Raw genomic sequence first — 23,653 nt, forward strand, 5'->3', positions numbered from 1 at the left:
TCGCCATAATTGCACAGCTAGAAAGGGTCCCCATGGAAGATTTTTCCGCTTATACGCTCATGTTGGATGTGGGCTGGATTTCTTTGCTCATGGTCATCGGCAACGTCCTGCGTCACCAGGTGAAGTTCATCTTCCAGGACCTGCTGCTGCCTGCCCCTATTACCGCCGGCCTTATCGGCCTGCTGGTAGGTCCAAACGTGCTGGGCTGGATCAACTTCTCCGATAATTTGGGTGACTACACCTCCATCCTCATTGCGGTGGTCTTTGCGTCCATGGCCTACTCCATGGAAGTGGGCGGCAACATGGGCAAGGGCGCGCGCAATATGTGGGGCTATTCCACCATGATGTTCACCGGCCAGTGGGGCCTGTTTATCGTGCTGGGCCTTATCCTCTTTGCGCCGCTTTTCGATACCCCGAATTGGTTCGGCATGATGCTGCCCGTCGGTTTTACCGGCGGCTTCGGTACTGCTGCGGCCGTGGGCGGCGCGCTGGAGGGCGTGGGCGCTGATGCCGCGTCTTCGCTCGGCTTTACCTCAGCGACCGTCGGCACGCTGGCCGCTATCATTGGCGGCGTAATCGCCGGTAACTGGGGCATCCGCAAGGGCAAGGTCTCCCACGTACCCAAGGAGCTGCCGGAAGAGCTGCGTCGCGGCTACATCAAGAATATTGATGAGCGCCCGTCTCTCGGCCGCGCTACCACCAACCCTTCCTCCATCGAGCCGCTCGCACTGCACTTTGGCTTCATCATCTTGACCGTGATGACCGCCTACGGCATCAATCAGGGTTTGAGCAGCATCTGGGAAAACGTCTCCGTGCCGCTTTTTGCTATGTCTATGGTGGTGGGCCTTCTCTTCCGTGCGGTCATGAATTTCGTCGGCGCCGAGGATTATCTGGATAAGGACTCCATTTCCTCCATTTCCGGCGCGGCCACGGACTACCTCATCGCTTTCGGCGTGGCTGCCATCGTCCCAGCCGCTATTGCCTCTTATTGGCAGGCACTTCTCCTGCTCTTCGTCTTGGGCACCATCTTCTGCGTGTTCTTCTTGCTGTGGTTCCCGGCCGAGTTCTTTGGTGAGCGCTGGATCGAGCGCGGCATCTTTGGCTGGGGCTGGGCCACCGCCACCGTGGCGACCGGCATCGCCATCCTCAAGATTGTGGATCCTAAGCTCAAGTCCGGCACGCTGTCCGAATACGGCATGGCCTATATCGGTTTCGGTCCCTTCGAAATCTCGTGGACCATCATCGCGCCCATGGCTGTCATGTACGGATTTACCGGCGTCTTCGGCGCCATTTCCTTGGCGATTTCCATCGGCGTCTACATTGCCTTCAAGGCCATGCGCCTTATGCCGCCGCGCGGCACTATCTTCCAAGAGGGCATCGGCCATGTAGGACAGAAGCAAGCATAGCCGCGCTTGCCGACGACCCCCTCCTTCCCGCCTTGAAAAACTATGAGATTGACCGCATAAAAGTTAAGAATATTTCTCGTCGGTGCGGGATTGGTGGAAACCCTCATGGCCGCGACCATGGCCTATAGGCCGCGCTACCACCGTTAACATCGGTGAGAAAAGATTTTCTCGAGAAAGGGCATTCGATTGGGGGTTATTCCTGTACCTTAAATTTTGTTAGAATTAGCGGGTATTAATCTTTGTCTTGATGGGGAACTAGATGTACCAGTTAGATGCGGCTTCCAGGCGGGTGATCATCCTGGAAGCCGCTGTTTATGTAGCGGGCTGCGAAGGCGAGCAAGCCGTTACCGTGGAATCTGTGGCGGACCAGGCTGGTCTCTCGCCACAGGTGGTGGCTGAGGAATTCGCCACCGGTGCCGACATGCTCGCGGAAGTCCCCGCCTTCTTGGATCGTCGCATGTCTGAATACATGGTGGAAGCGGCGCGTCACCTGCCGGAGGGTGATTCCGGCGGCGATGTCCTCATGCAGCTGGCAGAGGCCTACTTTGCCTACGCCCATGACGAGCCCGCCATCTACCACTACCTCTTCGAGCGGTACGATGCTATGGATGAGGAGCACGTCTGCCAATTTGCCAAGGGAGAAAAGTCGGGGACTCCGGGGGCGGACATGGCGCTGGACGTCGTCAAGCGCTTTGCCGAAGAACAGGGTGCCGTCGTGGCCCACGATGGAGACATCTCGCCTTTGGAAATCGGCCGCATCACCTTGGCGTGCTGGTCGGTCATTCACGGCATGGGCCACTTGAGTGTGATGGGTATCTTGCGCCTGCAACATGCCGTTATTCGCGCCGCCAATCTTAAGCAGGTCGATCGCCTCGTAGTCGATGCCCTGCAATATTGGTTTAAGAATAAGCAGATCCCGCAACGCCGCCCCATTATGAACGATGCCCGCGGCATTGTGGAAAAGGTCATGGGCAGCGAGCGTGAAAAACCCTTCGTGGCTCCGGATAACCTTGAGCAGATGGATCCTGAGGAAGCCAAGAAGGTCATTATTGAGGCCGCGCTGCGCGTGGCTGGTCGCCGCGGTGTCGACCGCCGCTTCTTTGACCACGTGGCCGAAAAGCTTGGTACCTCCAAAGACTTCCTGACCACCATCGTGGACAACGATTTCGCGCTGCGTGAGGTGGCAGAAACCCTCACCACCACGGAAATGGTCAAGGTCTTCGAGGATTGCCTTGCTGCGCTTCCGGAGGACACCCCCACTGTAGACCAACTGCAGATTGTTGCGGCCGCCTATTTTAATTACGCGATGATGTACCCAGAGCGTTTCAGCTCCATTATCGCGCTGGCCAGCGGTTCCATCGTTCCACACAATGGTGATGGCAGCTCGCATGAGGGTATGACCAAGAACTATGCCATCATGATGGACCTACTCCGCAAGTTTGTCATCGAGATGGGAATTACCCCCACCGACCAGCTGGTTTATATCAGCGCCTTGGCTGTATGGGCCGGCGCCAATGGCATTGCCCATCTGTGTAGTATCGGCGATTTCAAGACCTTTAATGAAGATCTCAAGTGGGCGCTTTTTGTTCAGGTAGTGACCGTATCCTTCTTTGCCATCGCGCATAGCTTGCAGATTCTGGGCCACGAAAACGAGGAATACAAGCAGGTTTAAAAGTCCTGCGCAAAGTTGAGCGCCCCACGCTCAAAAATATTTAGGTTGAGTGGAATAGGCTCAACTCTGGGTGCGTTGTGCTAAGTGAAGCCCTACAGTGGGTGAATAAAACTTAGAAGGAGCAACGCACACATGAACTCATTTAACCCCACCACTAAAACACAAGAGGCCCTGCAGGACGCCCTGCAAACAGCCTCCTCTAATGGCAACCCGGATATCCGCCCGGCCCATCTGCTGGCCGCTATCTTGAGCCAAGAAGGCGGCATTGCCGCCCCAGTTCTTAAGGCCACCGGCGTAGACCCAGATACCGTGCTCAAGGAAGCCCGCGAGCTCGTTGATTCTTATCCCAAAGCCGAGGGCGCCAATATGGCCAACCCGCAATTTAACCGCGATGGCCTCAACGTCCTGACTAAATCGCAGGAGTTGGCCGGGGAGCTGGGCGATGAGTTCGTCTCCACCGAGGTCCTCCTCGCCGCCATCGCTGGCTCTAAGACCGACGCCGCCGAGCTACTTACCGGCCGTGGTGCTACTTATGACGCCATCAAGGGTGCCTTCCCCTCCGTCCGCGGCGCTGCCAAGGTGACCTCTGAGAACCCGGAGGACCAGTTCCAGGCCCTAGAAAAGTACGCCACGGACCTCACCGCCCGCGCCCGAGAGGGAAAGATCGACCCGGTTATCGGCCGCGATCAGGAAATCCGCCGTGTGGTCCAGGTGCTTAGCCGTCGCACGAAGAATAACCCAGTGCTCATTGGCGAACCCGGCGTGGGCAAGACCGCCATCGTGGAGGGCTTGGCCCGCCGCATCGTGGCTGGCGACGTCCCCGAGTCCCTCAAGGGCAAGACCCTCATCAGCCTGGATCTTGGCTCCATGGTCGCCGGTGCGAAGTACCGCGGCGAATTCGAGGAGCGCCTCAAGGCCGTGCTCGATGAGATTAAGTCCTCCGAGGGCGAGATCATCACCTTCATCGATGAGCTGCACACCATCGTTGGCGCCGGCGCTACTGGCGACGGCTCCATGGACGCCGGCAACATGATTAAGCCCATGCTGGCCCGCGGCGAGCTGCGCCTCGTTGGCGCCACCACCTTGGACGAGTACCGCAAGTACATTGAAAAGGACGCCGCCCTCGAGCGCCGCTTCCAGCAGGTCTACGCCGCCGAGCCTTCCGTGGAAGACACCATCGGCATCCTGCGTGGCTTGAAGGAGCGCTACGAGGTGCACCACGGCGTGCGCATCATGGACTCCGCGTTGGTATCGGCCGCCGAGCTATCCAACCGCTACATCACCAACCGCTTCCTACCGGATAAGGCCATCGACCTCGTCGATGAAGCAGGCTCCCGCCTGCGCATGGAGATCGACTCCTCCCCGCAGGAAATCGACGAGCTTGAGCGCATCGTTCGCCGCATGGAGATCGAAGAGCTGGCGCTGAAGAAGGAATCTGACGCCGCCTCCCAGGATCGCCTGGCTACCCTGCAGGGTGAGCTCGCGGACCAGCGTGAGAAGCTCGGGGAGCTCAAGGCCCGCTGGGCCAATGAGAAGAAGGCCATCGATGATGTCCAAAACATCAAGGAAGAACTCGATGACCTGCGCCGCCAAGCCGAAATTGCCGAGCGCGACGGCGACCTCGCACTCGCCTCTGAGATCAACTACGGCAAGATCCCCCCGCTGGAAAAGGATCTCGCGGCCGCGGAGGTCAAGGCCTCCGAGCAGCGCAATACGATGCTCGATGAGGAGGTAAGCCCGGACACCATCGCGGAGGTCGTTTCCGCCTGGACCGGCATCCCGGCCGGCAAGATGCTACAGGGCGAGACCGAGAAGCTGCTCAATATGGAATCCGTGCTGGGCAACCGCGTGGTCGGCCAGAAGGAAGCCGTCACTGCCGTATCGGACGCCGTTCGCCGCTCCCGTGCGGGCGTGGCCGACCCCAACCGCCCGACCGGTTCCTTCCTCTTCCTCGGTCCCACCGGTGTGGGCAAGACCGAGCTCGCGAAGGCATTGGCGGACTTCCTCTTCGACGATGAATCCGCCATGGTGCGCATCGATATGTCCGAGTACGGCGAGAAGCACTCCGTTTCCCGCCTCGTCGGTGCCCCTCCGGGATACGTCGGCCACGAGGCCGGCGGCCAGCTCACCGAGGCCGTGCGCCGTCGCCCCTACACGCTCGTGCTTTTCGACGAGGTAGAGAAGGCCCACCCCGACGTCTTCGACGTCCTCCTGCAGGTCCTGGATGAAGGCCGGCTTACCGACGGCCAAGGACGCACCGTCGACTTCCGCAATACCGTCATCATCCTGACCTCCAACCTGGGCGCCGGCGGCACCCGCGAGGAGACCATGGACGCGGTGAAGAAGGCCTTCAAGCCCGAATTCATCAATCGCCTCGATGATGTGGTTATGTTCGAGCCCCTTTCTGAGGAGCTACTGCGCGGCATCGTCGACATCCAACTGCGCGGCCTGTCCGAGCGCCTCGACGCCCGCCGCCTGACCCTGCAGGTCTCGGATTCCGCCAAGTCCTGGCTCGCCGAGCGCGGCTACGACCCGGCCTATGGCGCCCGCCCGTTGCGCCGCACCATCCAGCAGGCCATTGGTGACAAGCTCGCCAAGAAGCTGCTGGCCGGCGACATCGTTGATGGCGACACCGTCCACGTGGACGTCGCCGATGGCGGCGCCGAGCTAGACATCGCCGCCCGTTAGTCGGGCGCACAGCGCCCGCCGCGCCAAATCCTGCTCATGCCCCTAGACTCGGGGGCATGAGCATTTTGGTCTCCCCGCAAGAACTCCGCGAATCCATTTATCACGGCGAGCGTTTCACCCTCTTGGCCACCCACTGGCAGCCGCAGCTGCGCCAGAGCTATAACGAATTCACCTCCCTGCACATCCCGACGGCACTATTTAGCGATACCGCCAATTCCTTCGCCGGCCTGCCCGGCTCCCAGGTAGGCCGCAACCCGCTGCCGGATCCGGATAAGCTGCAGGAGCACTTCCGCCAGTGGGGAATCCGCGAGGATCGGCCAGTCGTGGTCTATGACGAAGGCCGTGGCCTTTTCGCCGGCCGCGCCTGGTGGACCTTGCGCTGGGCCGGCCTGGACAACGTCCGCATCCTCGACGGCGGCTTAGCCAATTGGCGCCACCTGGGCTATACCACGCTTACCGGCCCTGGCAACTTCGCCGTTGGTGCCACCGCCGAGGTCAACCCGGGCCAGATGCCCGTGGCCACCATCGATGACGTGCGCAATCACGATGGCCTGCTCATCGATACCCGCACCCGCAACCGCTTCGCCGGCCGTCGCGAGAACCTTGACCTCAAGGCCGGCCACATCCCCGGCGCCGTCAATGTGCCGGAGCGCCTGTTCCACAACGATGGCCTGCGCACCTGGAAGTCCGCGGGCGAAATCCGCGAAGTGCTTTTCGACGCCGGCCTCACCCCCGACAACGTCCAAGGCGCCATCATCTACTCCGGTTCCGGCAACCACTCCGCCCTCGCCTTGGCCGCCATGGAAGACGCTGGCTTCACCGGCCTGCGCCACTATGTCGGTGGCTGGTCCCAGTGGTCTGCCAACCCCCACAACCCCGTCGAGCGCGGCGACCGCCTCACCGTCAACGGCTAACCGCCCCAGTCCGCCCCTCACCTTCGCCCTCAGCCTCCCGCGTCCGCGCGCCGAGCGCTGAGGGCTTGCTCGTTCCTACTACTATCGTGGGGTGATGGCTTTTCTAATCCTTGCTCTCGCGGTTCTTCTCGGCATTGCCGGCGGTGCCCTGCTGCTTTACGACGGCAAACAGCGCACCTCCACCCCTACACCCTCCGCCGACGCAGACCCCAGCTCCGTGGATCCCACCCCCGCGGACCCCACGCCAACGGACTCCGCATCCACCTTCGCCGCGCCCGAAAACGCTGCCCCGGCCGAGCCTGCCGATTCGGCCTCGAGCGTGGCCCCCGAGCGTGCCTCTGCCGCTGACCCGGCCACTCCGGCCACCGAAGCAGCTGCGTCAGCTCCCGCACCGGAGCCCACTCCCGAGCCCGCGACCGAGACCCCGTCCCAGCAAGAACCTGAGCCAACTGACGAACCCGAGCCGGTCCCCGAGCGTGAACCGGCTCCCGACCCCGATCACCAGCCGGCCCCCGAGACCGCGAGCGAGCACCCCGCGCCTTCCAAGCCACATGCGCGCCACCGGCCGATCCTGCCGGGAACCATGCGCCGCGAGCGCCGCAATTGGGCGGAAGCCAAGGGATTTGAATTCATGAAGGCCGACCCTTACCTCGTAGACGAATGGACCAGGGGAGTGGCCTCCACCGGCGCGGCTCCCAAAGACATTGTCGCCGGTAACGTGTACGGCCACGAGATGCTGTTGATGGATATCGATGGCGTCAACGTCATGGCCATGCGCACCGGCGCAGCCTCCGACATGGTGGTGGACTTCCGTCGTTTCGATCGCGACGACGCGAAGGCTTCCGAGGACCTGCTTTTGGCCATGACCATCGAGGGGTTCGATGTGTATTCCTCGGATAGCGCCGTGACCGAGCGCATGGTGGACGAGCGCGTCCACGTCGCCCTCCAGCAAATGCCCGAGGCCGTTACCGCACTGTGGATGGAAACAGAGTGGGTCCTGGCGCAGACCACGAAGCAGGCGCGCTCCGCGGAATGGGACGCGATGCTGCCGCCTCTCGCCCTGCTTGCCGACGCCGCCCGCGTCCTCCCCCCGCGTTCCTCGGCCACCCACGTGGTGCGCCTTGAGGAATTGGATCCAGCCCGCGAGATTCCCGCTCAGCCCATCGTCGAAGTCGTCGGCGGCGCGCCGACCGCAGGCGCGCCCGAATTCGAGCGACCCGTCATCCAACGGCCGGAAGAGCCGTTGCAGATGCCGTCTCGGGCCTACTCCGAAACCCGCGGCCCGGTCGAGCACAGCGCCCTCGGCGGCGACGAAGTAGACGCCATTGCCGACGGCCGCGAGCGCCCCAACCCCGATTCTCATACCGCCCGCCTGCCGCGCCAGCAGTTCCGCGCCGCCTCCATCTTCGACAGCCCCTCCGCCGACTCCACCACCGATGGCCTCCGTGCGGCCGACCCCAACCCAGTCGACCCCACCCCGGCGAGCGAGTCCGCGGCCGATCGCAACCAGGCCGACCCCAACCCGGCGAGCGACTCCGCGGCCGAGGAATCGGACCCGCGCCGGGGAGAGTAGCCTAGAGTCCGATACCGGCGGCCGGCCGCCGTCCCCGAACCACAACAAGGAGCAGATGACTGTGGATTCTCACACCACCAACGCCCAGAACGCGCACGCCCAGAACTTGGACGCCGAGAAGAAGGCCCGCCTCGCCGAACTGGTTAAGGAACTGGCCGTCGTCCACGGCAAGGTGACCCTGTCCTCAGGTAAGGAAGCTGACTACTACGTGGATCTCCGCCGCGCTACCTTGCATCACGAAGCTTCCCGCCTTATCGGCGCCCTGCTGCGCGAGTTGACCGCAGATTGGGATTTCGCGGCCGTCGGTGGCCTGACTCTCGGCGCCGACCCGGTTGCTACCTCCATCATGCATGCCGAGGGCCGCGATATCGACGCCTTCGTCGTGCGCAAAGAAGCCAAGAAGCACGGCATGCAGCGTCGCATCGAGGGCGCGGACGTAGAAGGCAAGAAGGTTCTTGTCGTAGAAGACACCACCACTACCGGTAACTCCCCGCTGACCGCCGTGGCCGCGCTGCGCGAGGCCGGCGCCGAGGTCGTGGGCGTGGCGACCGTTGTGGACCGCGAGACCGGCGCCGGCGACGTCATCGCCGCAGAAGGCCTCGAGTACCGCTCCCTGCTGGGCTTGGGCGACCTTGACCTCGCCTAACGCAGATGGCGCGGCCGACCAGGCCAAGGGCCCGACCGAGTGGAACGAGGGCCGCCATGGCGTAGGCCCCTGGGAAGGTCCGCTGCCGCAAGGGCCGGAGGCCGCGAAATACGATCCAGAGCTGCTTGCCGAAGGCGACCGTCGCAACGTCGTCGACGCCTACCGCTACTGGAGTAGGGAAGCGATCAAAGAGGACATCGATAAGCGCCGGCATAGCCTGCACATCGCCATCGAGAACTTCGAAAACGACGCCAATATCGGCACCGTCGTGCGCACCGCCAACGCCTTCGCCGTCGATACCGTGCATATCGTCGGCCGGCGGCGGTGGAATCGCCGCGGGGCAATGGTCACGGATAGGTACCAGCACTTGATGCACCACGAGAGCGTCGAGAAGCTTATTGCTTGGGCGGCCGAGGAGGGCCTTACCGTCGTTGCCATCGACAACACCCCCGGTTGCGTGCCCCTGGAAACGGCCGAGCTGCCGGAGCGCAGCCTGCTACTCTTCGGCCAGGAAGGCCCCGGCGTGACGCAAGCAGCCCAAGATGCCGCGGTGATGACCTGCTCCATCGCCCAATTTGGCTCCACCCGCTCCATCAACGCGGGTGTCGCGGCCGGCATCGCCATGCACGCCTGGATCCGCCAGCACGCCGATCTGGATAATTCTTGGTAGGAAGATCGCTACACTAGCTGTATCTACCCGTGCGACTGGAGTGATTGAGGAACCGTGGAAGAAAAATGGGCCCACCGCGCCGAACTCGCAGAGGCCGCCATCAATGAGCGCCACGCGCACTCTGTGTGGGGCCTGCCTCGCACCAATCTAGCGGTGGTTAGCTGGCCGCCCACCACGAAGGAAAAACTCTTTGTCCACTGGCACTACTGGTGGCAGGCCCACTACCTGGACTGCCTCGTCGATGCGGCGCTGCGCAATAACACCAAGGTGCGCCGCTACCGCATCTATGACACCTTGCGCGGCATTCGCATCCGCAACCTCGCGCAGCTGACCAAGAATAAGTACTACGACGACAAGGCTTGGCTCGCGCTGGCCTTCGGCCGCGTGGAAGGACTGAAGAAGGCAAAGACGCCCAAGCGCCTCGCGGCCCTGCAGCGCAATATCCACGAAGGCCTCGATGAAACGCTTGGTGTGCTGCCGTGGCGCCTGGGCGAGAATTTCATGAACGTGCCCTCCAATGGCCCGGGCGCCATCATGCTCGCGCGGATGGGGCGCATTGAGGAAGCACGCCACATCGTTGACTGGATCTATGACCACCTGCTTGACGACGACGGCTACATCATGGACGGCGTCCGCATGCGCATGGACGGCCCTGAGGTGGTAAAAAACATCCACCCCTACTGCCAGGGCGTAGTGCTCGGCGCGTGCCTGGAAATCGTGCTGGCGCTGCGGGAAAAGGCCGGCGTGGGCGATCTGGAGCACATCGACAGCGTGTACGAGGCCGAGATGGCTTCCGAGATGATGGATTACATCATCCGCATCCGGGGCTTGGTGCAGACCGTGGCTTCGGGCATGGCTACGCCTTCGGGCGTGGTGGACTGGGAGACCGGCGATGGCGACGGTGGCCTGTTTAAGGGAATTTTGATGCGCTATCTTGCCGACGTCGCTGTGCGCCTGCCCGGCGATTCCCCCGCCAACCGCGCGACGAAAAAGCTGGCCGCGCGCATGGTGGTGGCCTCGGCCGAGTCGGTGTGGGAGCACCGCCTCGAGGTCGACGGCCTGCCGATTTTCGGATCCGACTGGTTGTCCGATGCGCGCCTGCCGCATAACTACGGATTCGGCCGGCGCACCATGAGTGAGAAGGTCGGCATCATTCGCGTAGATGAGCGTGATCTGTCCGTGCAACTCTCCGGGTGGATGCTGATGGAGGCCTGCGCTCGCGTGACGCGGCACATGTCTAAATAATCCACGCTTTTCAGAGGGGGATTGGCTCCGGAAATGAGCGGGTTGAAAATGTCACACGGTTTTTGCGGCAGAATTTTCGTGAAACGGGCATACTTGGGTGCTGGAACGTGTTTGACCACAAACCCACTTTTTAAGGATGGAAACTCATGCCAATTGCAACCCCTGAGGTCTATAACGAGATGCTGGATACCGCGAAGAAGAATGGCTTCGCGTTCCCAGCTATCAACTGCACCTCATCTGAGACCATTAACGCAGCTCTGAAGGGCTTTGCTGAGGCCGAGTCCGACGGCATCATCCAGTTCTCCACCGGCGGTGCCGCCTTCGGCTCCGGTCTGGCTGTGAAGGACAAGGTCAAGGGTGCTCAGGCACTGGCCGCATTCGCTCATGAGGCCGCCAAGCACTACGGCGTGAATATCGCGCTGCACACCGACCACTGCCAGAAGGAGGTACTCGATGAGTACGTCCGCCCACTGCTGGCAATCTCCCAGGAGCGCGTCGACCGCGGCGAGAACCCACTGTTCCAGTCCCACATGTGGGACGGCTCCGCTATTCCAATCGATGAGAACCTGGTCATCGCACAGGAGCTGCTGGAGAAGGCTAAGAACGCTCACGTCATCCTCGAGGCCGAAATCGGCGTCGTCGGCGGCGAAGAGGACGGCGTCCAGGCCAAGGCGGGCGCTAACCTCTACACCTCCCCAGAGGACTTTGAGAAGACCATCGATGCTCTGGGCACCGGTGAGAAGGGCCGCTACATGCTGGCTGCTACTTTCGGCAACGTTCACGGCGTCTACAAGCCAGGCAACGTGAAGCTTCGCCCAGAGGTCCTGCTTGAGGGCCAGAAGGTTGCACAAAAGAAGCTCGGCCTGGGTGAGGACGAGTACGCCTTCGACTTCGTCTTCCACGGTGGCTCCGGCTCCGAGAAGGAAAAGATCGAAGAGGCTCTGCGCTACGGTGTCATCAAGATGAACGTAGACACCGATACCCAATACGCCTTCACCAACCCGATCGCTCGCCACATGATGACGAATTACGATGGCGTCTTCAAGATTGACGGCGAGGTTGGCAACAAGAAGGTCTACGACCCACGTTCCTACCTGAAGAAGGCAGAGCAGGGCATGTCCGAGCGCGTCATCGAGTCCTGCCAGGACCTGCACTCTGTGGGCAAGTCCATTTCCAAGTAATTGCCCTTAGCTGCTCCACACTGCTTTAAGTTGAGGCAGCCTCGCACATAGGCATGCCGAATGAGCCGCTTCCCCGCGTGGGAGGCGGCTTTTTCGTGCTCTCGGCCGGCGCAGTTAGGGGTTGTGGCTGGGGCTGTGGTTGGGGTTTGGCGGCCTAGCGGGGCTGGGGACGAAGCGTGGGGTGTTGCTCCACGGTGGTATCCAGGCGACGCGGCCATCGATGCGCACCATGCGGCCGCGTTCCGTGGGCCGGGAGGGGTCATCTTGGTTGACGGCATTGTGGTGAGCACACAAGGTGACCAGATTTTCTTGGTTGGTAGGCCCGCCGGCGGACCAGGCGGTGAGGTGGTGGACTTGGGCGTCGTCGGCAGGCGTATTGCAGCCCGGCCACGCGCACACGGGGTGCTCGGCTGCGGCGAGCATGCGCTGTTTCCACGTGGCCATGCGCTCGGTGCGGTACAGGTTCACCGGGCCGTGCTCCGGGTGTACCAGGCTGACGTAGCCGCGCTGGGCTAAAGCGCGGGCGATGAGCTGCGCGCCGGTTATGCGGGCACCGTTGGTGAGCTGGAGGGTGATATCGGCGGCGTCGGCAGGCGCGGCGACGATGCGGTCGAGCTGGTCTAGGGTGAGGATGACGTTGGTATGCACGGCCGGCAGCGCGCCGGGGTTGCCCTCGAGGAGGACCTTCTTGGCGGCGGCGAGGGGATCGTCCTTGTTGACCGAGGAGAGCACGCCCTTGATATCGGCGATATCGGTGGGATCGGCCGTAATGGAGATGGTGTGGGGACCGTCGGGGCGGCGGGTATAGCGCACGCCGGGTTCGGGGCGACGGGGAGGATTGAGCTGCTTGAGGAGCTTCTTGGCCACAGAAGGGATGAGGCGGGCCTCGGTGCGACAGAGTTCTAGGCGCAGGTCCCAAGCGCGGCTGGTGTCGCGCACACGGCGGGTATAGGACTCGATGCTATCGAGCGTGGTGAGGTCATGGGCACGGGTGCGGGCGGCATCGCGCGCGAGGCGCTGCTTGCGGGTATTGGACGTGCGGCCGAAATAGACGTGCTGCAGGCGGGCGAGCTGGGCAGCCAGAAGGGGGCTGGCTCCGGCCTCGAGGAGCGAGTCTTCGGAGCAGCCCTGAAATTCGGCGACGAGGTCGACGCCGCGGCGGCATAGCAAGAGAAATTCGGTGTTCACACGGCCGAAGTTAAAGGGCACGCGAGGGTCGAACAAGCGGTGCGCGGCCGGGAATGGCGAAATTGTGGACAGGTGGGGGAAAAGGGGGCGTCGGCAAGAGCTATCCACAAGCCGGCCGGCGGCCGAGATGCGCGGGGACAGCGGCGATGGTAAGGGCGGTCTTCTATGCTGGAAGGCATGTCGGAAGCGAAGGAAAGAGTCTCAACGCGGCAAAAGCTGCGGGTGATTGACCGTTCGGTGCTCTCGCGGGTAAACCGCATCCGCTCGCGGTTTGTCTACATCGTCCAGGCGACTATCGGCGCGGCGCTCGCGTACTGGGTAGCCGGCGATGTGGTGGGGCACCCGCAGCCGTTCTTTGCGCCGATTTCTGCGGTCATCATTCTGGGGATGTCCGGTGGGGACAGGATGAAAAAGGCGCTGGAGATGTCGATTGGCGGCATCATTGGCGTGGCCGTGGGCGACCTGCTCTTCCAGATTGTGGGGCAGGGGCCGTTCCAGATTTTCTTCATTGTGGGCGCGGGCCTGGTGGTGGGCTCGTTTTTGACCAAGTCGCCGCTGGTGACCAACCAGATTGTCTTTGGCGCGATTTTGATCGCCACGATTTTCCCACCCACAGAGGGTCCAGGCGGCCTGCACCGCGCGATTGACGCGATGATTGGCTCGGGCATTGGCCTGATAACCATTGCGTTGATTCCCAATTCCCCGTTGGTGGAAGCGCGGCGCGAGGTGTCGAAGGTGCTTAAGATTGCCTCGAGCATTCTTGCCGACGTCACTTATGGCATCCGCCACCAAGACCCCGCCGTCATCCGCGACGCACGCGAGGCAGTGCGCGGTACGCAAAATAGCGTCAATACCCTGCTGAGCGCGGCGCAATCGGGTAGGGAGGCCTCGGAGGTCTCGCCGCTGTTGTGGGCCTCGCGGCGCAGCATTCGCTCGCTGGAGCGCATCCTCATGCCGGTGGATAACGCGGTGCGCGGCGTGCGCGTGCTCTCCCGCCAGGCGCTGGGCCTGACGGAGGACCGCGACAAGGTTTCGGACGAGCAGGTGGAGTTGCTCGATGAGCTTTCTGAAATCATGCTCGCGGTTAGTGAGCTCTACAGCCAGGGCAAAAAGCATGGGCACGACGAGGCGATTGAAATTCCGGACCTTGTGCAGCGCCTGCGCATCGTGGGCGGGCGCGCCGGGCTGGACATTATCGATAAAGAAGGCACGCTCTCGGCCTATATGATTCTGGGCCAGACGCGCTCCATCGTGGTGGACATGCTGATGGTGTGCGGGCTCTCGCGCGAGTCAGCCGTGGCGCACCTCGTGCCGACCTCGCAGCACCCGGCCTACCCGCCGGAGGTGTGGGGGCGCGAGGACAAGCGTCCTCGCGCGTAGATAAAGACGTCGCGCGCAGACAAGGACGCCGCGTGAGCTAAGGGCGGACGATTTGGAGGTCGCGCAGGTGGCGGTAAAACGTCACGCGGGTCACCGGGCGCTTGTGGGGGACGGAATCGACGATGACGCGCAGCTGTGGGCCGCCAGCCTGGACCGCGCGGCCGGTGCTGACGGATTCGGGGTCGAGCTGACCGGGCTTACGCAGGAGCGAGCGCAGGCGGCCCTGCGACTCGACGGGGGAGGTGGCGCGGGCGGCGAGGATGCCGGGGGCGTCGGTCATCGGGACGAGGCGCGCGCCAAAGGTTTTGGGGGAAGTGGCGGCTAGGGTGTGGTCGTCGATGATGATTTCGCCGGTGAAAGAGCCATTTGCGGCGTCCGAAATAGTGGCGGAGCCAGCGACGGCGAGGCCGGAATCGTTGCGGATGAGCGGCGCAGGGCGGACCGGGGCCGTGCGGGCGAAGTCGAGGGCCTCGGCCGGGGAGGTGGGAATTCCCCAGTTCTGCGCGGCCGCGGATGTGGCGGATGCGGGGGAGGCGGTCGGCGCGGTGGTTGAGGGGGCAGAGGCTGCGGCCGAGGGGACGGGGATGAAAGCGACCTCGGCCCAGAGGCGGTCGGAGCGCATGAGGCGGGTCAGCACGGCCGAGAGGGCGGCGTCGGAGCCGGCGACGACGATGCGGGCGGGCTCAGCTAAGTGTGGGGCTTGTGGGGCAGGTTCGGGGGCGCCGAGGTGGCGGACGTCGGGTTGCGCGGCGATGTCATCGAGCGAGGGAGTGGGGTCTGTGGGGAGGAGGGGGCTGAGGAAGGCGTCGATAAGCGCGAGCTCTTTGCGGGTAGGGATGGGGGAGAGGTCGTGGGCTTCGGCAGGCATGGCCACGCCAGGGGCGCCGCAGCGGAGGAACAAAAAACGCATGCGGACAATGCTACGCGGGCTTTTTGCGCCGGGAAAGTGTAAAGTTGGAGAGTATTTTGGCTTCAATTATGAGGAAGTGACTAAACAATGGCAGCGATCGTCATTGTCGGCGCCCAGTGGGGCGACGAAGGCAAGGGCAAAGCGACCGACATCCTCGGCGGCAAGGTTGACTACGTGGTCAAGCCGAACGGCGGTAATAACGCCGGCCATACCGTCGTGGTAGGCGGCGAAAAATACGAGCTGAAGCTCCTGCCGGCCGGCATTTTGTCCGAGAACGCCACCCCGGTGCTGGGCAATGGCGTAGTGATCAACCTTGAGGCGCTCTTTGATGAGATTGACGGCCTTGAGGCCCGCGGCGCGAACGCCTCGCGCCTGAAGATTTCCGCCAATGCGCACCTGGTGGCGCCGTACCACCAGACCCTGGACCGCGTGCAGGAACGCTTCCTGGGCAAGCGCGCTATCGGCACCACCGGCCGCGGCATTGGCCCGACCTACGCCGATAAGGTCGCGCGCATTGGCATCCGCGTGCAGGACATTTTTGATGAGTCCATCCTGCGCCAGAAGGTGGAATCCGCGCTGGATATCAAGAACCAGATGCTGGTGAAGATGTACAACCGCAAGGCCATCGAGGCGAACCAGATTGTGGAGTACTTCCTGAGCTACCGCGACCGCCTCCGTCCGATGGTTATTGACGCCGAGCTGGAGCTCAACCAGGCCCTCGAGGCCGGCAAGCACGTGCTCATGGAGGGCGGCCAGGCCACCATGCTCGACGTGGACCACGGCACCTACCCGTTTGTGACCTCGTCTAACCCGACCGCCGGTGGTGCTTCCGTAGGTTCCGGCATTGGTCCAACGCGCATTAAGACCTCGCTGGGCATCATCAAGGCCTACACCACCCGCGTGGGTGCCGGCCCGTTCCCCACCGAGCTCTTTGATAAGTGGGGCGAGTACCTGCAGACCACCGGCGGCGAGATTGGTGTGAACACCGGCCGCAAGCGCCGTTGTGGTTGGTATGACTCCGTTGTGGCGCGCTATGCCACCCGCGTTAACGGCTTTACCGATTACTTCCTGACCAAGCTGGACGTTCTTACCGGCATTGGCGAGATCCCGATCTGCGTGGCTTATGACGTCGATGGCAAGCGCTATGACGAACTGCCGCTTACCCAGTCCGAGTTCCACCACGCCGAGCCCATCTTCGAGACCATGCCGGCCTGGGATGAGGACATCACGGAGTGCTCCACCTTTGAGGAGCTGCCGCAGAAGGCGCAGGATTACGTCCTGCGCTTGGAAGAGCTGTCTGGCTGCCGTATCTCCTATATCGGCGTTGGTCCGGGCCGCGACCAGACCATCATTCGTCATGATGTGATGGAAGACCAGTAAGGCCGTAGTCCTCACTGAGGTGGTGTGAGAGCCCCACTGTCTAGCACAGCTGAACTGGCTCTCTGCACGATGCTTCTTCTAGCCCTCCAAGCAGACAACAAAGGTTGCTATCCCTGCCCAGCTCTTGGTCCCTCTAAGGGATTGAGACCTAATTGAGTGAAAGCGCCCGTGTCCCGTCATTGAGACGGAGCACGGGCGCTGTGGCGTTTTCATCGACCCTTAACCGCACACAGGGCCATGGCGTGGTGAATTAAGGCTTTCCCTGTTGAATGTAACTAGACACTAAGCTAAAGTTAAGATTACTTTAAGTACTGAGAGTTTTCAGCTTTCGCGGGCCCTATTCCCGCGTATTACTACACAGGGAGTTACTTCAATGATTATCAAGCTTGTGAGCGGCCTGCTAGCCACGATTATGGGCTTCTTCGGCCTGGGCGCCCCGGCGCAGGAGGCTGCGCCGGCACCTGAGCAGGAGCAAGTTGCTGTTGCTGAGCAGGGCAACAACGACGACGTGCAGGCGCTTATCGACGCCGCCCATGCCGAAGCCGGCTACGACTTCATCAGCGTCCGTTACGAAGGCGACACCGCCCATATTGCCCTGAACCCGGAGACCTACAACCCGGACAAGGATGGCGATACTTTTGAGGCGGTTTCCCAGCTCCTGCAGGAAAAGGGCTACCGGGTTACTGCCGTTCTTTAAGGCCTAGTTCATTCCAGGATCCGCACTGCGGCCTCGGTAAAGCATCCGCTTGTCGACGCCCGTGCGGATTTTTCTTTGCCCAATTCTCCCTCACTCCCTATTTGGGGGTCCTAAGTGTGATTGTGACGACCTTAGGCAGAGTTTTCGCTCACACAGCCCTTCTTGGAGATGAGAGGCAAAAGGGTTAAGGATTACTACATTTCTAAAATGTCGAACGTGCGTACACTCTTATCGAATGCCATGCAGTTACACCTGTAACACCAACTTTCTGGGGATGGTAGCGGGGTGACGCGAAGAAATTGCGTGCAATCCCCCCTCTCTAAAATTTGCAAGAAATTAGATAAAGCGCAGCGTAAAGAAATATCTACGTAGGTCTTGTTAAAGCTAATCTTAGTATTGATTAAGCCATTGGTGTGCTGTCCCGACCTTAAGAAAAGCCTAGGATACATTGAACATACGTATTTAAACCTAGGTTAACCGTGGAAATAAGTGCATCTACCTGTGGGTATGAAATTAGAAATCCTGCATAACCTGCAGTTTTCTAAAGCTTTCTGGCTGGCGCCTTAAATTTTCCCGTGATATCATGCTGAGAGCACAATAAGAGTTAATCCAGATTCGGGTTCAAAACCCTGATTAACCGCAGTGTGTTCAAGTCTCAATTTCAGGTTCTGTTCAGCGAAGACACTCGCTGTACAGGAAAACGAATGTAAGTATTTGTACCGCTCGAAGAGGAAAGAATGAGTAAGTTAAGAAATATATCCCGAGAGGGGTGGATGGTCTTTACCGCAGTGCTTGCTGCAATTGCGGTAATCGCGGCCATGGTCACCGTTCCGGGGGTCAAGGCGGAGGCTGCTGAGCCTGCCGATTTTGTACCCAACACGACACTGGGTGACGAAAACTTCAAGGAGGAAAAGAACCCACAGCATTTCGCTGCGGACTATGATTGGGGTCTTCTTGTTTGGGCGGGAAAGCCGGCAGGAAAAGGCTTCGGCAATGGCGGAAGTGACAAGAACGATGTGGGCTGGGCGTGGTGTATTGAGCCACATGCTCCTACTCCTCTAAACACGAAAGAGTCGTACGAAAAAAAGAACGCTACGAAACTTGAGTATAAAAAGGAATATCACGACGCCGTGATTAATCTCGGCCGGAAGATGGAAGCCGCAGCTGCACGGGGGGATAGCAAGTCAGCTGCTAACTATTACGTCTACCTGTTGATGTTCTACAATTCGCCGGGACAAAATCCAAAGAACCAACCCTATGAGACCATCATAGAGAACAGCAAAAAATATTTCCCGGCGTTTACTGGGTCCCACGAAGAGTTTACGGAGCTTACGGGGTATAAGATTGAAGGAACCTCAGCTATCCCAAAGCTTGTAAAAGACTCGGAGACGGAGATCGCAAAGCAACCTGCAGATGCGTATATTACTGTTGTACATCCGAACAACAATCGCGGCTCACGTGCTCAAAGCGTTATTCCGGTAGACCAGCCTGGTCTGCCTGATGAGCCTGATAATGGTGGTGACACCGAAGAGCCAACAACTTCTCCGGAGGCTCCGAACACGGAGGAAAATCCGTCCGATGAGACCACTCCTGAAAATCCGGGTGAGGAGACTACTCCTAACAGCGAGACGACTACTGATTCTGAGCCGTCTAACACTGAGGAGACCACTCCGAAGGATTCCACTACTGAACCGACCTCTCCTGACGAGACCACCAAGGTGACCGAGCCGACCGCTCCGGTTCCAGGTACTGAAGAGCAGGAGAAGGATCTTAATCCGGAGATTAAGACGGAGGCCAAGATCAAGGATGGCAACCGTGTGGAAAAGGGCGCCACGGTTATTGACACTGTGACGTATAAGGATCTAGTTCCGGGTAAGAAGTACACCCTGAAGGCAAAGCTGATCTCCAAGGCCGATGGCAAGACCGTACTGGGTGAAGGCTCTGCGGAACTCGTTCCGGAAGAGTCCGCCGGTGAGAAGGAAGTTGAGATCACCGTCAACGACAAGGCAGATCCTGCTGTTGACGCTGCGGTTGCCTTCGAGAAGCTTGTATCTACCGAGGTAGACAAGGATGGCAACGAGACCTCTGGCTCCACCGATGAGAACGAGATTGCTACTCACGAAAACATCAACGATGAGAAGCAGACCGTTAACACCAAGTGGACCCCGTCTATCCACACCAACGCTGACTTTGACAACGCTAAGCAGGTTAAGGCTGGCGTTACCGTCAAGGACACCGTTACCTACACCGACTTGGTTCCGGGTAAGGAATACACCCTGAAGGCTGAGCTGCATAACAAGGCTGCCGATGAGAACGGTGACTACCCGGTCGTCGGCAAGGGCGATGTAACCTTCACCCCGAAGAAATCTGCTGGTGAGCAGGTCGTTGACATCAAGGTCAACGACGATGTTAAGGGCGTCATCAAGGCAGCCGTCGCATTCGAGGACCTCTACTCCAAGCAGGTCGATGAGAACGGTAAGGAAACTCCGAACTCTGACGAAGAGAAGAAGATTACCGATCACCGCGACATCGATGATGAGGCGCAGACCGTAACTTCTAAGATGGAGCCATCCATCGGCACCAAGGCTGAGAAGGCTGAGGGTGATGAGATCAAGGCTGGCACCGTCATTACCGATAAGGTTAAGTACAACGACCTGGTTGCTGGCAAGGAATACACTCTGAATGCAGAGCTGCGTTCCAAGGTCAAGGACGAGACCACTGGTGACTACCCGGTAATCGGCCACGGTGAAAAGACCTTCGTACCTTCTGCTTCTAAGGGCGAGGTAGAGGTTGAGATCACCGTTGATGAGGGTGTTACCGAGGCCGTTGACGAGGCAGTTGCTTTCGAGTACCTGACCTCCACTGCTGTTAACAAGGACGGCGAGGATTCCACCACTGGTGAGAAGAATGACATCGCCGAGCACACCAATATCGATGACGATGACCAGACCGTAACCTCCGAGGATGAGCCGGAGACCTCTACTCCGGAGACCACCACCCCGAAGGACGACGTCCCAGAGACGCCTGATGACGGCGACAAGACCAGCGAGTCTGAGGAGCCGGGTGACTCTGAGAGTGAGAAGCCTTCCGAGTCTGAGGAACCGTCTGAGTCCAGTGAGCCTTCTGAGTCCGAGTCTGTAGAGACCACGGCTTCTGAAGCTTCCGAGACCTCTGAGTCTGACAAGCCTTCGGACGGCGAGTCGACGACCCCGGATAAGCCGACCGAGCCTTCTGAGTCGACCGAGCCTAACGAGCCGGGTACCCCTGGTGACGACGAGGAGAAGGACACCCCGAAGATCTCCACCAATGCTGACTTCGAGGGCGGCCTGCGTGAGGTTGTTGCTGGTGCCAAGGTTGTGGACCAGGTTTCTTACGAGGGTCTGGTTCCGGGTAAGCAGTACACTCTGGATGCGCAGCTGATTTCTAAGGAAGACGGCAAGACCGTTCTTGGCGAGACCAAGGGTCACAAGTTCACCCCGGATGAGGCTAACGGTACTGAGGCTGTCACTATTGTTGTCAACGATGATGTGACCGAGCCGGTCCAGGCAGCTGTTGCGTTCGAGTACTTGACCTCCACCGAGGTCAACGAGAATGGCGACGATGAGCCGACCGACGAGGGCACCCCGAATGACATCGCTAAGCACGATGACATCAACGACAAGGACCAGACTGTAACCTCCAAGCCGCGCATTTCCACCAATGCGGACTTTGCAGACGGCTCCAAGGAAGTTGTTGCTGGTGCTACGGTCATCGACACCGTCGATTACTTCAACCTGATTCCGGGTAAGGAATACAAGCTCAATGCTGAGCTGATTTCCAAGAAGGACGGCAAGACCGTTCTGGGCAAGGGCGAGGCTACTGTTAAGCCTGAGTCCGCTAATGGTCAGGCCAAGGTTGAGATCACTGTTTCTGACGACGTGAAGGAGCCGGTTGAGGCTGCGGTTGCCTTCGAGGAACTGACCTCCACCGACGTCAACGACAAGGGTGAGGACACTCCGGATACCACTCCGGAGAACCCGAATGACATCGCTGAGCACAAGGACATCAACGACGAGAACCAGACCGTAACCTCCCACAAGAACGCGATTGTTTCTACCAACGCGGACTTCGAGGGCGACCTGCGCGAGGTTGTTGCTGGTGCCGAGATTGTGGACCAGGTTTCCTACGAGGGTCTGGTTCCGGGTAAGGAATACTCCCTGGATGCCCAGCTGATTTCCAAGGAAGACGGCAAGACTGTTCTGGGTGAGACTAAGGGTCATACCTTCAAGCCGGAAGCGGCTGACGGTGTCGAGGCTGTCACCATCACCGTCAATGATGATGTGACCGAGCCGGTTGAGGCTGCAGTTGCCTTCGAGACTCTGACTTCCAAGGTTGTCAATGACAAGGGTGAGGACACCCCGGACAATGACAAGCCGAATGAAATCGGTGAGCACAAGGACATCAACGACGAGGATCAGACCGTAACCTCCGAGGATGAGCCGGAGACCTCTGCTCCGGAGACCACCACCCCGAAGGACGACGTCCCAGGTACGCCTGATGACGGCGACAAGACTTGTGAGTCTGAAGAGCCAGGTGACTCTGAGAGCGAGCAGCCTTCCGAGTCTGAGGAACCGTCTGAGTCTGAGTCCAGCGAGCCTTCTGAGTCCGAGTCTGTAGAGACCACGTCTTCTGAAGCTTCCGAGACCTCTGAGTCTGATAAGCCTTCGGACTGCGGTTCTACCACTCCGGAGAAGCCGAGCGAGCCTTCTGAGTCGACCGAGCCTAACGAGCCGGGTACCCCTGGTGACAACGACGAGAAGGACACCCCGAAGGTTTCCACCAACGCGGACTTCGAGGGCGACCTGCGTGAGGTTGTTGCTGGTGCCAAGGTTGTGGACCAGGTTTCTTACGAGGGTCTGGTTCCGGGTAAGCAGTACACTCTGGATGCGCAGCTGATTTCTAAGGAAGACGGCAAGACCGTTCTTGGCGAGACCAAGGGTCACAAGTTCACCCCGGATGAGGCTAACGGTACTGAGGCTGTCACTATTGTTGTCAACGATGATGTGACCGAGCCGGTTGAGGCTGCGGTTGCTTTCGAGACGCTGACTTCCACCCAGGTGGATAAGCACGGTGAAAACAACCCGACCGATGAGGACAACCCGAATCCGGTTGGTGAGCACAAGGACATCAATGACGAAGATCAGACTGTGACCTCTGAGGATTCTGAGAAGACTCCGAAGATCACCACCAACGCTGACTTCGAGAAGGGTTCCCACGCTGTTGTTGCTGGTGCCAAGATTGTCGATGAGGTCACCTACGAGGGTCTGGTTCCGGGTAAGGAATACACCCTGAAGGCTGAGCTCATTAACAAGAAGGACGGCAAGTCTGTTCTGGGTACCGGTGAAGCTACCTTCACCCCGAAGAAGTCCAAGGGTATGGAGCCTGTCACCATCACCGTTAACGATGATGTGAAGGAGCCTGTCCAGGCTGCGGTTGCCTTCGAGGAGCTCACCTCCACTGAGGTCAACGACAAGGGTGAGGACACCCCGGATGTAACTCCGGAGAAGCCGAACCACATTGCTGAGCACAAGGACATCAACGATGAGGATCAGACCGTAACCTCGCACGAGGTTCACGATCAGGACACCCCAGGCGGTTCTTCGGATGGTTCCTCTAACGGTTCTTCCCATGGTTCTTCCAAGGGCAAGACTCCGTGGTGGCTCATCCTGATTCCGGGTATCGGCCTGGGCAAGATCATCAAGGATCACCACGACCATAATGACCACGGCAACCACAACGGTGGCCACGGTGACAACACCGGTAACCACGATGGTGGCAACGGCAAGCACACCGACGGCCACAATGGCGGCAATGGTCACGAGGACAAGGGTCAGGATGCTCCTCAGGGCGGCAACTCTGACAATGGCCACGGCCGCAGCGTCGAGGTTCAGGGTCAGCAACCTGAAGAGACTGGCAACGCACTGCCATCCAACGCCGAGCGCGTTGAGATTAAGTCCGTACCGTCCGGCGCAACCGAGCTTGAGCCGGGTATGCAGGATTACATCAAGTAGTCCATAAGCATCGGTGAGGCGGCCCGCGGGTCGCCCCACCGGGGTTGAGACTT

General features: G+C 60.3%; 15 protein-coding genes. 13 read left to right on the forward strand and 2 right to left on the reverse strand.

Annotated elements, in window-relative coordinates:
* Window positions 1–32: 32 nt before the first annotated feature.
* From QP941_RS09610 to fbaA, 9 genes are all read left to right on the forward strand, one after another.
* Entirely contained in the window at window positions 33–1,406 is a 1,374-nt protein-coding gene (locus tag QP941_RS09610) for a sodium/glutamate symporter (protein WP_284844680.1), read from the forward strand.
* Between the two features lie 259 nt (window positions 1,407–1,665).
* Window positions 1,666–3,078 (forward strand): TetR/AcrR family transcriptional regulator, encoded by a 1,413-nt coding sequence (locus QP941_RS09615; RefSeq protein ID WP_284868782.1) that lies wholly within the window; start codon window positions 1,666–1,668, stop codon window positions 3,076–3,078.
* Window positions 3,079–3,210: 132 nt separating this feature from the next.
* Window positions 3,211–5,766 (forward strand): ATP-dependent chaperone ClpB, encoded by a 2,556-nt coding sequence (gene clpB, locus QP941_RS09620; protein ID WP_284868783.1) that lies wholly within the window; start codon window positions 3,211–3,213, stop codon window positions 5,764–5,766.
* Window positions 5,767–5,822: 56 nt separating this feature from the next.
* Window positions 5,823–6,680 (forward strand): sulfurtransferase, encoded by an 858-nt coding sequence (locus tag QP941_RS09625; RefSeq protein ID WP_005329334.1) that lies wholly within the window; start codon window positions 5,823–5,825, stop codon window positions 6,678–6,680.
* 94 nt (window positions 6,681–6,774) lie between these two features.
* Entirely contained in the window at window positions 6,775–8,253 is a 1,479-nt protein-coding gene (locus tag QP941_RS09630; RefSeq protein WP_284868784.1) for a TtfA family protein, read from the forward strand.
* 55 nt (window positions 8,254–8,308) lie between these two features.
* Window positions 8,309–8,899, forward strand: coding sequence for an orotate phosphoribosyltransferase (pyrE, locus tag QP941_RS09635; protein WP_005325539.1), 591 nt, complete (start codon window positions 8,309–8,311; stop codon window positions 8,897–8,899).
* On the forward strand, window positions 8,886–9,569 hold the full coding sequence (locus QP941_RS09640; RefSeq protein ID WP_239279369.1) for a TrmH family RNA methyltransferase: 684 nt from the start codon (window positions 8,886–8,888) through the stop codon (window positions 9,567–9,569). Before pyrE ends, QP941_RS09640 begins: the two co-directional genes overlap by 14 nt.
* Before the next feature lie 54 nt (window positions 9,570–9,623).
* Window positions 9,624–10,814, forward strand: coding sequence for a glycoside hydrolase family 76 protein (locus QP941_RS09645; RefSeq protein WP_239279368.1), 1,191 nt, complete (start codon window positions 9,624–9,626; stop codon window positions 10,812–10,814).
* Window positions 10,815–10,960: 146 nt separating this feature from the next.
* Window positions 10,961–11,995 (forward strand): class II fructose-bisphosphate aldolase, encoded by a 1,035-nt coding sequence (gene fbaA, locus QP941_RS09650; RefSeq protein WP_239279367.1) that lies wholly within the window; start codon window positions 10,961–10,963, stop codon window positions 11,993–11,995.
* Between the two features lie 114 nt (window positions 11,996–12,109).
* On the opposite strand, the gene QP941_RS09655 is transcribed toward fbaA, so the two are convergent.
* Window positions 12,110–13,183, reverse strand: coding sequence for an HNH endonuclease signature motif containing protein (locus QP941_RS09655; RefSeq protein WP_284868785.1), 1,074 nt, complete (start codon window positions 13,181–13,183; stop codon window positions 12,110–12,112).
* 165 nt (window positions 13,184–13,348) lie between these two features.
* Here QP941_RS09655 and QP941_RS09660 point away from each other — a divergent pair, with 165 nt between their 5' ends.
* Window positions 13,349–14,563 carry an FUSC family protein gene (locus QP941_RS09660; RefSeq protein WP_284868786.1) on the forward strand — a complete coding sequence of 405 codons (1,215 nt, stop codon included), beginning with the start codon at window positions 13,349–13,351 and terminating at the stop codon, window positions 14,561–14,563.
* Window positions 14,564–14,600: 37 nt separating this feature from the next.
* Here the strand turns inward: QP941_RS09660 and QP941_RS09665 are convergent, their stop codons facing one another.
* A complete protein-coding gene (locus QP941_RS09665; protein WP_284868787.1) occupies window positions 14,601–15,473 on the reverse strand; it encodes a hypothetical protein in 873 nt (290 codons plus the stop codon).
* Window positions 15,474–15,560: 87 nt separating this feature from the next.
* Here QP941_RS09665 and QP941_RS09670 point away from each other — a divergent pair, with 87 nt between their 5' ends.
* From QP941_RS09670 to QP941_RS09680, 3 genes are all read left to right on the forward strand, one after another.
* The gene (locus QP941_RS09670; RefSeq protein ID WP_284868788.1) at window positions 15,561–16,853 is read left to right on the forward strand and encodes an adenylosuccinate synthase; all 1,293 of its coding nucleotides are present in this window, start codon (window positions 15,561–15,563) and stop codon (window positions 16,851–16,853) included.
* 373 nt (window positions 16,854–17,226) lie between these two features.
* On the forward strand, window positions 17,227–17,550 hold the full coding sequence (locus tag QP941_RS09675; protein ID WP_250411962.1) for a malonyl-CoA-ACP transacylase: 324 nt from the start codon (window positions 17,227–17,229) through the stop codon (window positions 17,548–17,550).
* A 737-nt stretch (window positions 17,551–18,287) separates the two neighbouring features.
* Window positions 18,288–23,600, forward strand: a complete 5,313-nt coding sequence (locus tag QP941_RS09680; protein ID WP_284766685.1) for a VaFE repeat-containing surface-anchored protein — start codon at window positions 18,288–18,290, stop codon at window positions 23,598–23,600.
* Window positions 23,601–23,653: the final 53 nt, after the last annotated feature.

The sequence above is a fragment of the Corynebacterium sp. MSK150 genome, assembly GCF_030229215.1.
In the GTDB taxonomy this organism is placed as follows: domain Bacteria; phylum Actinomycetota; class Actinomycetes; order Mycobacteriales; family Mycobacteriaceae; genus Corynebacterium.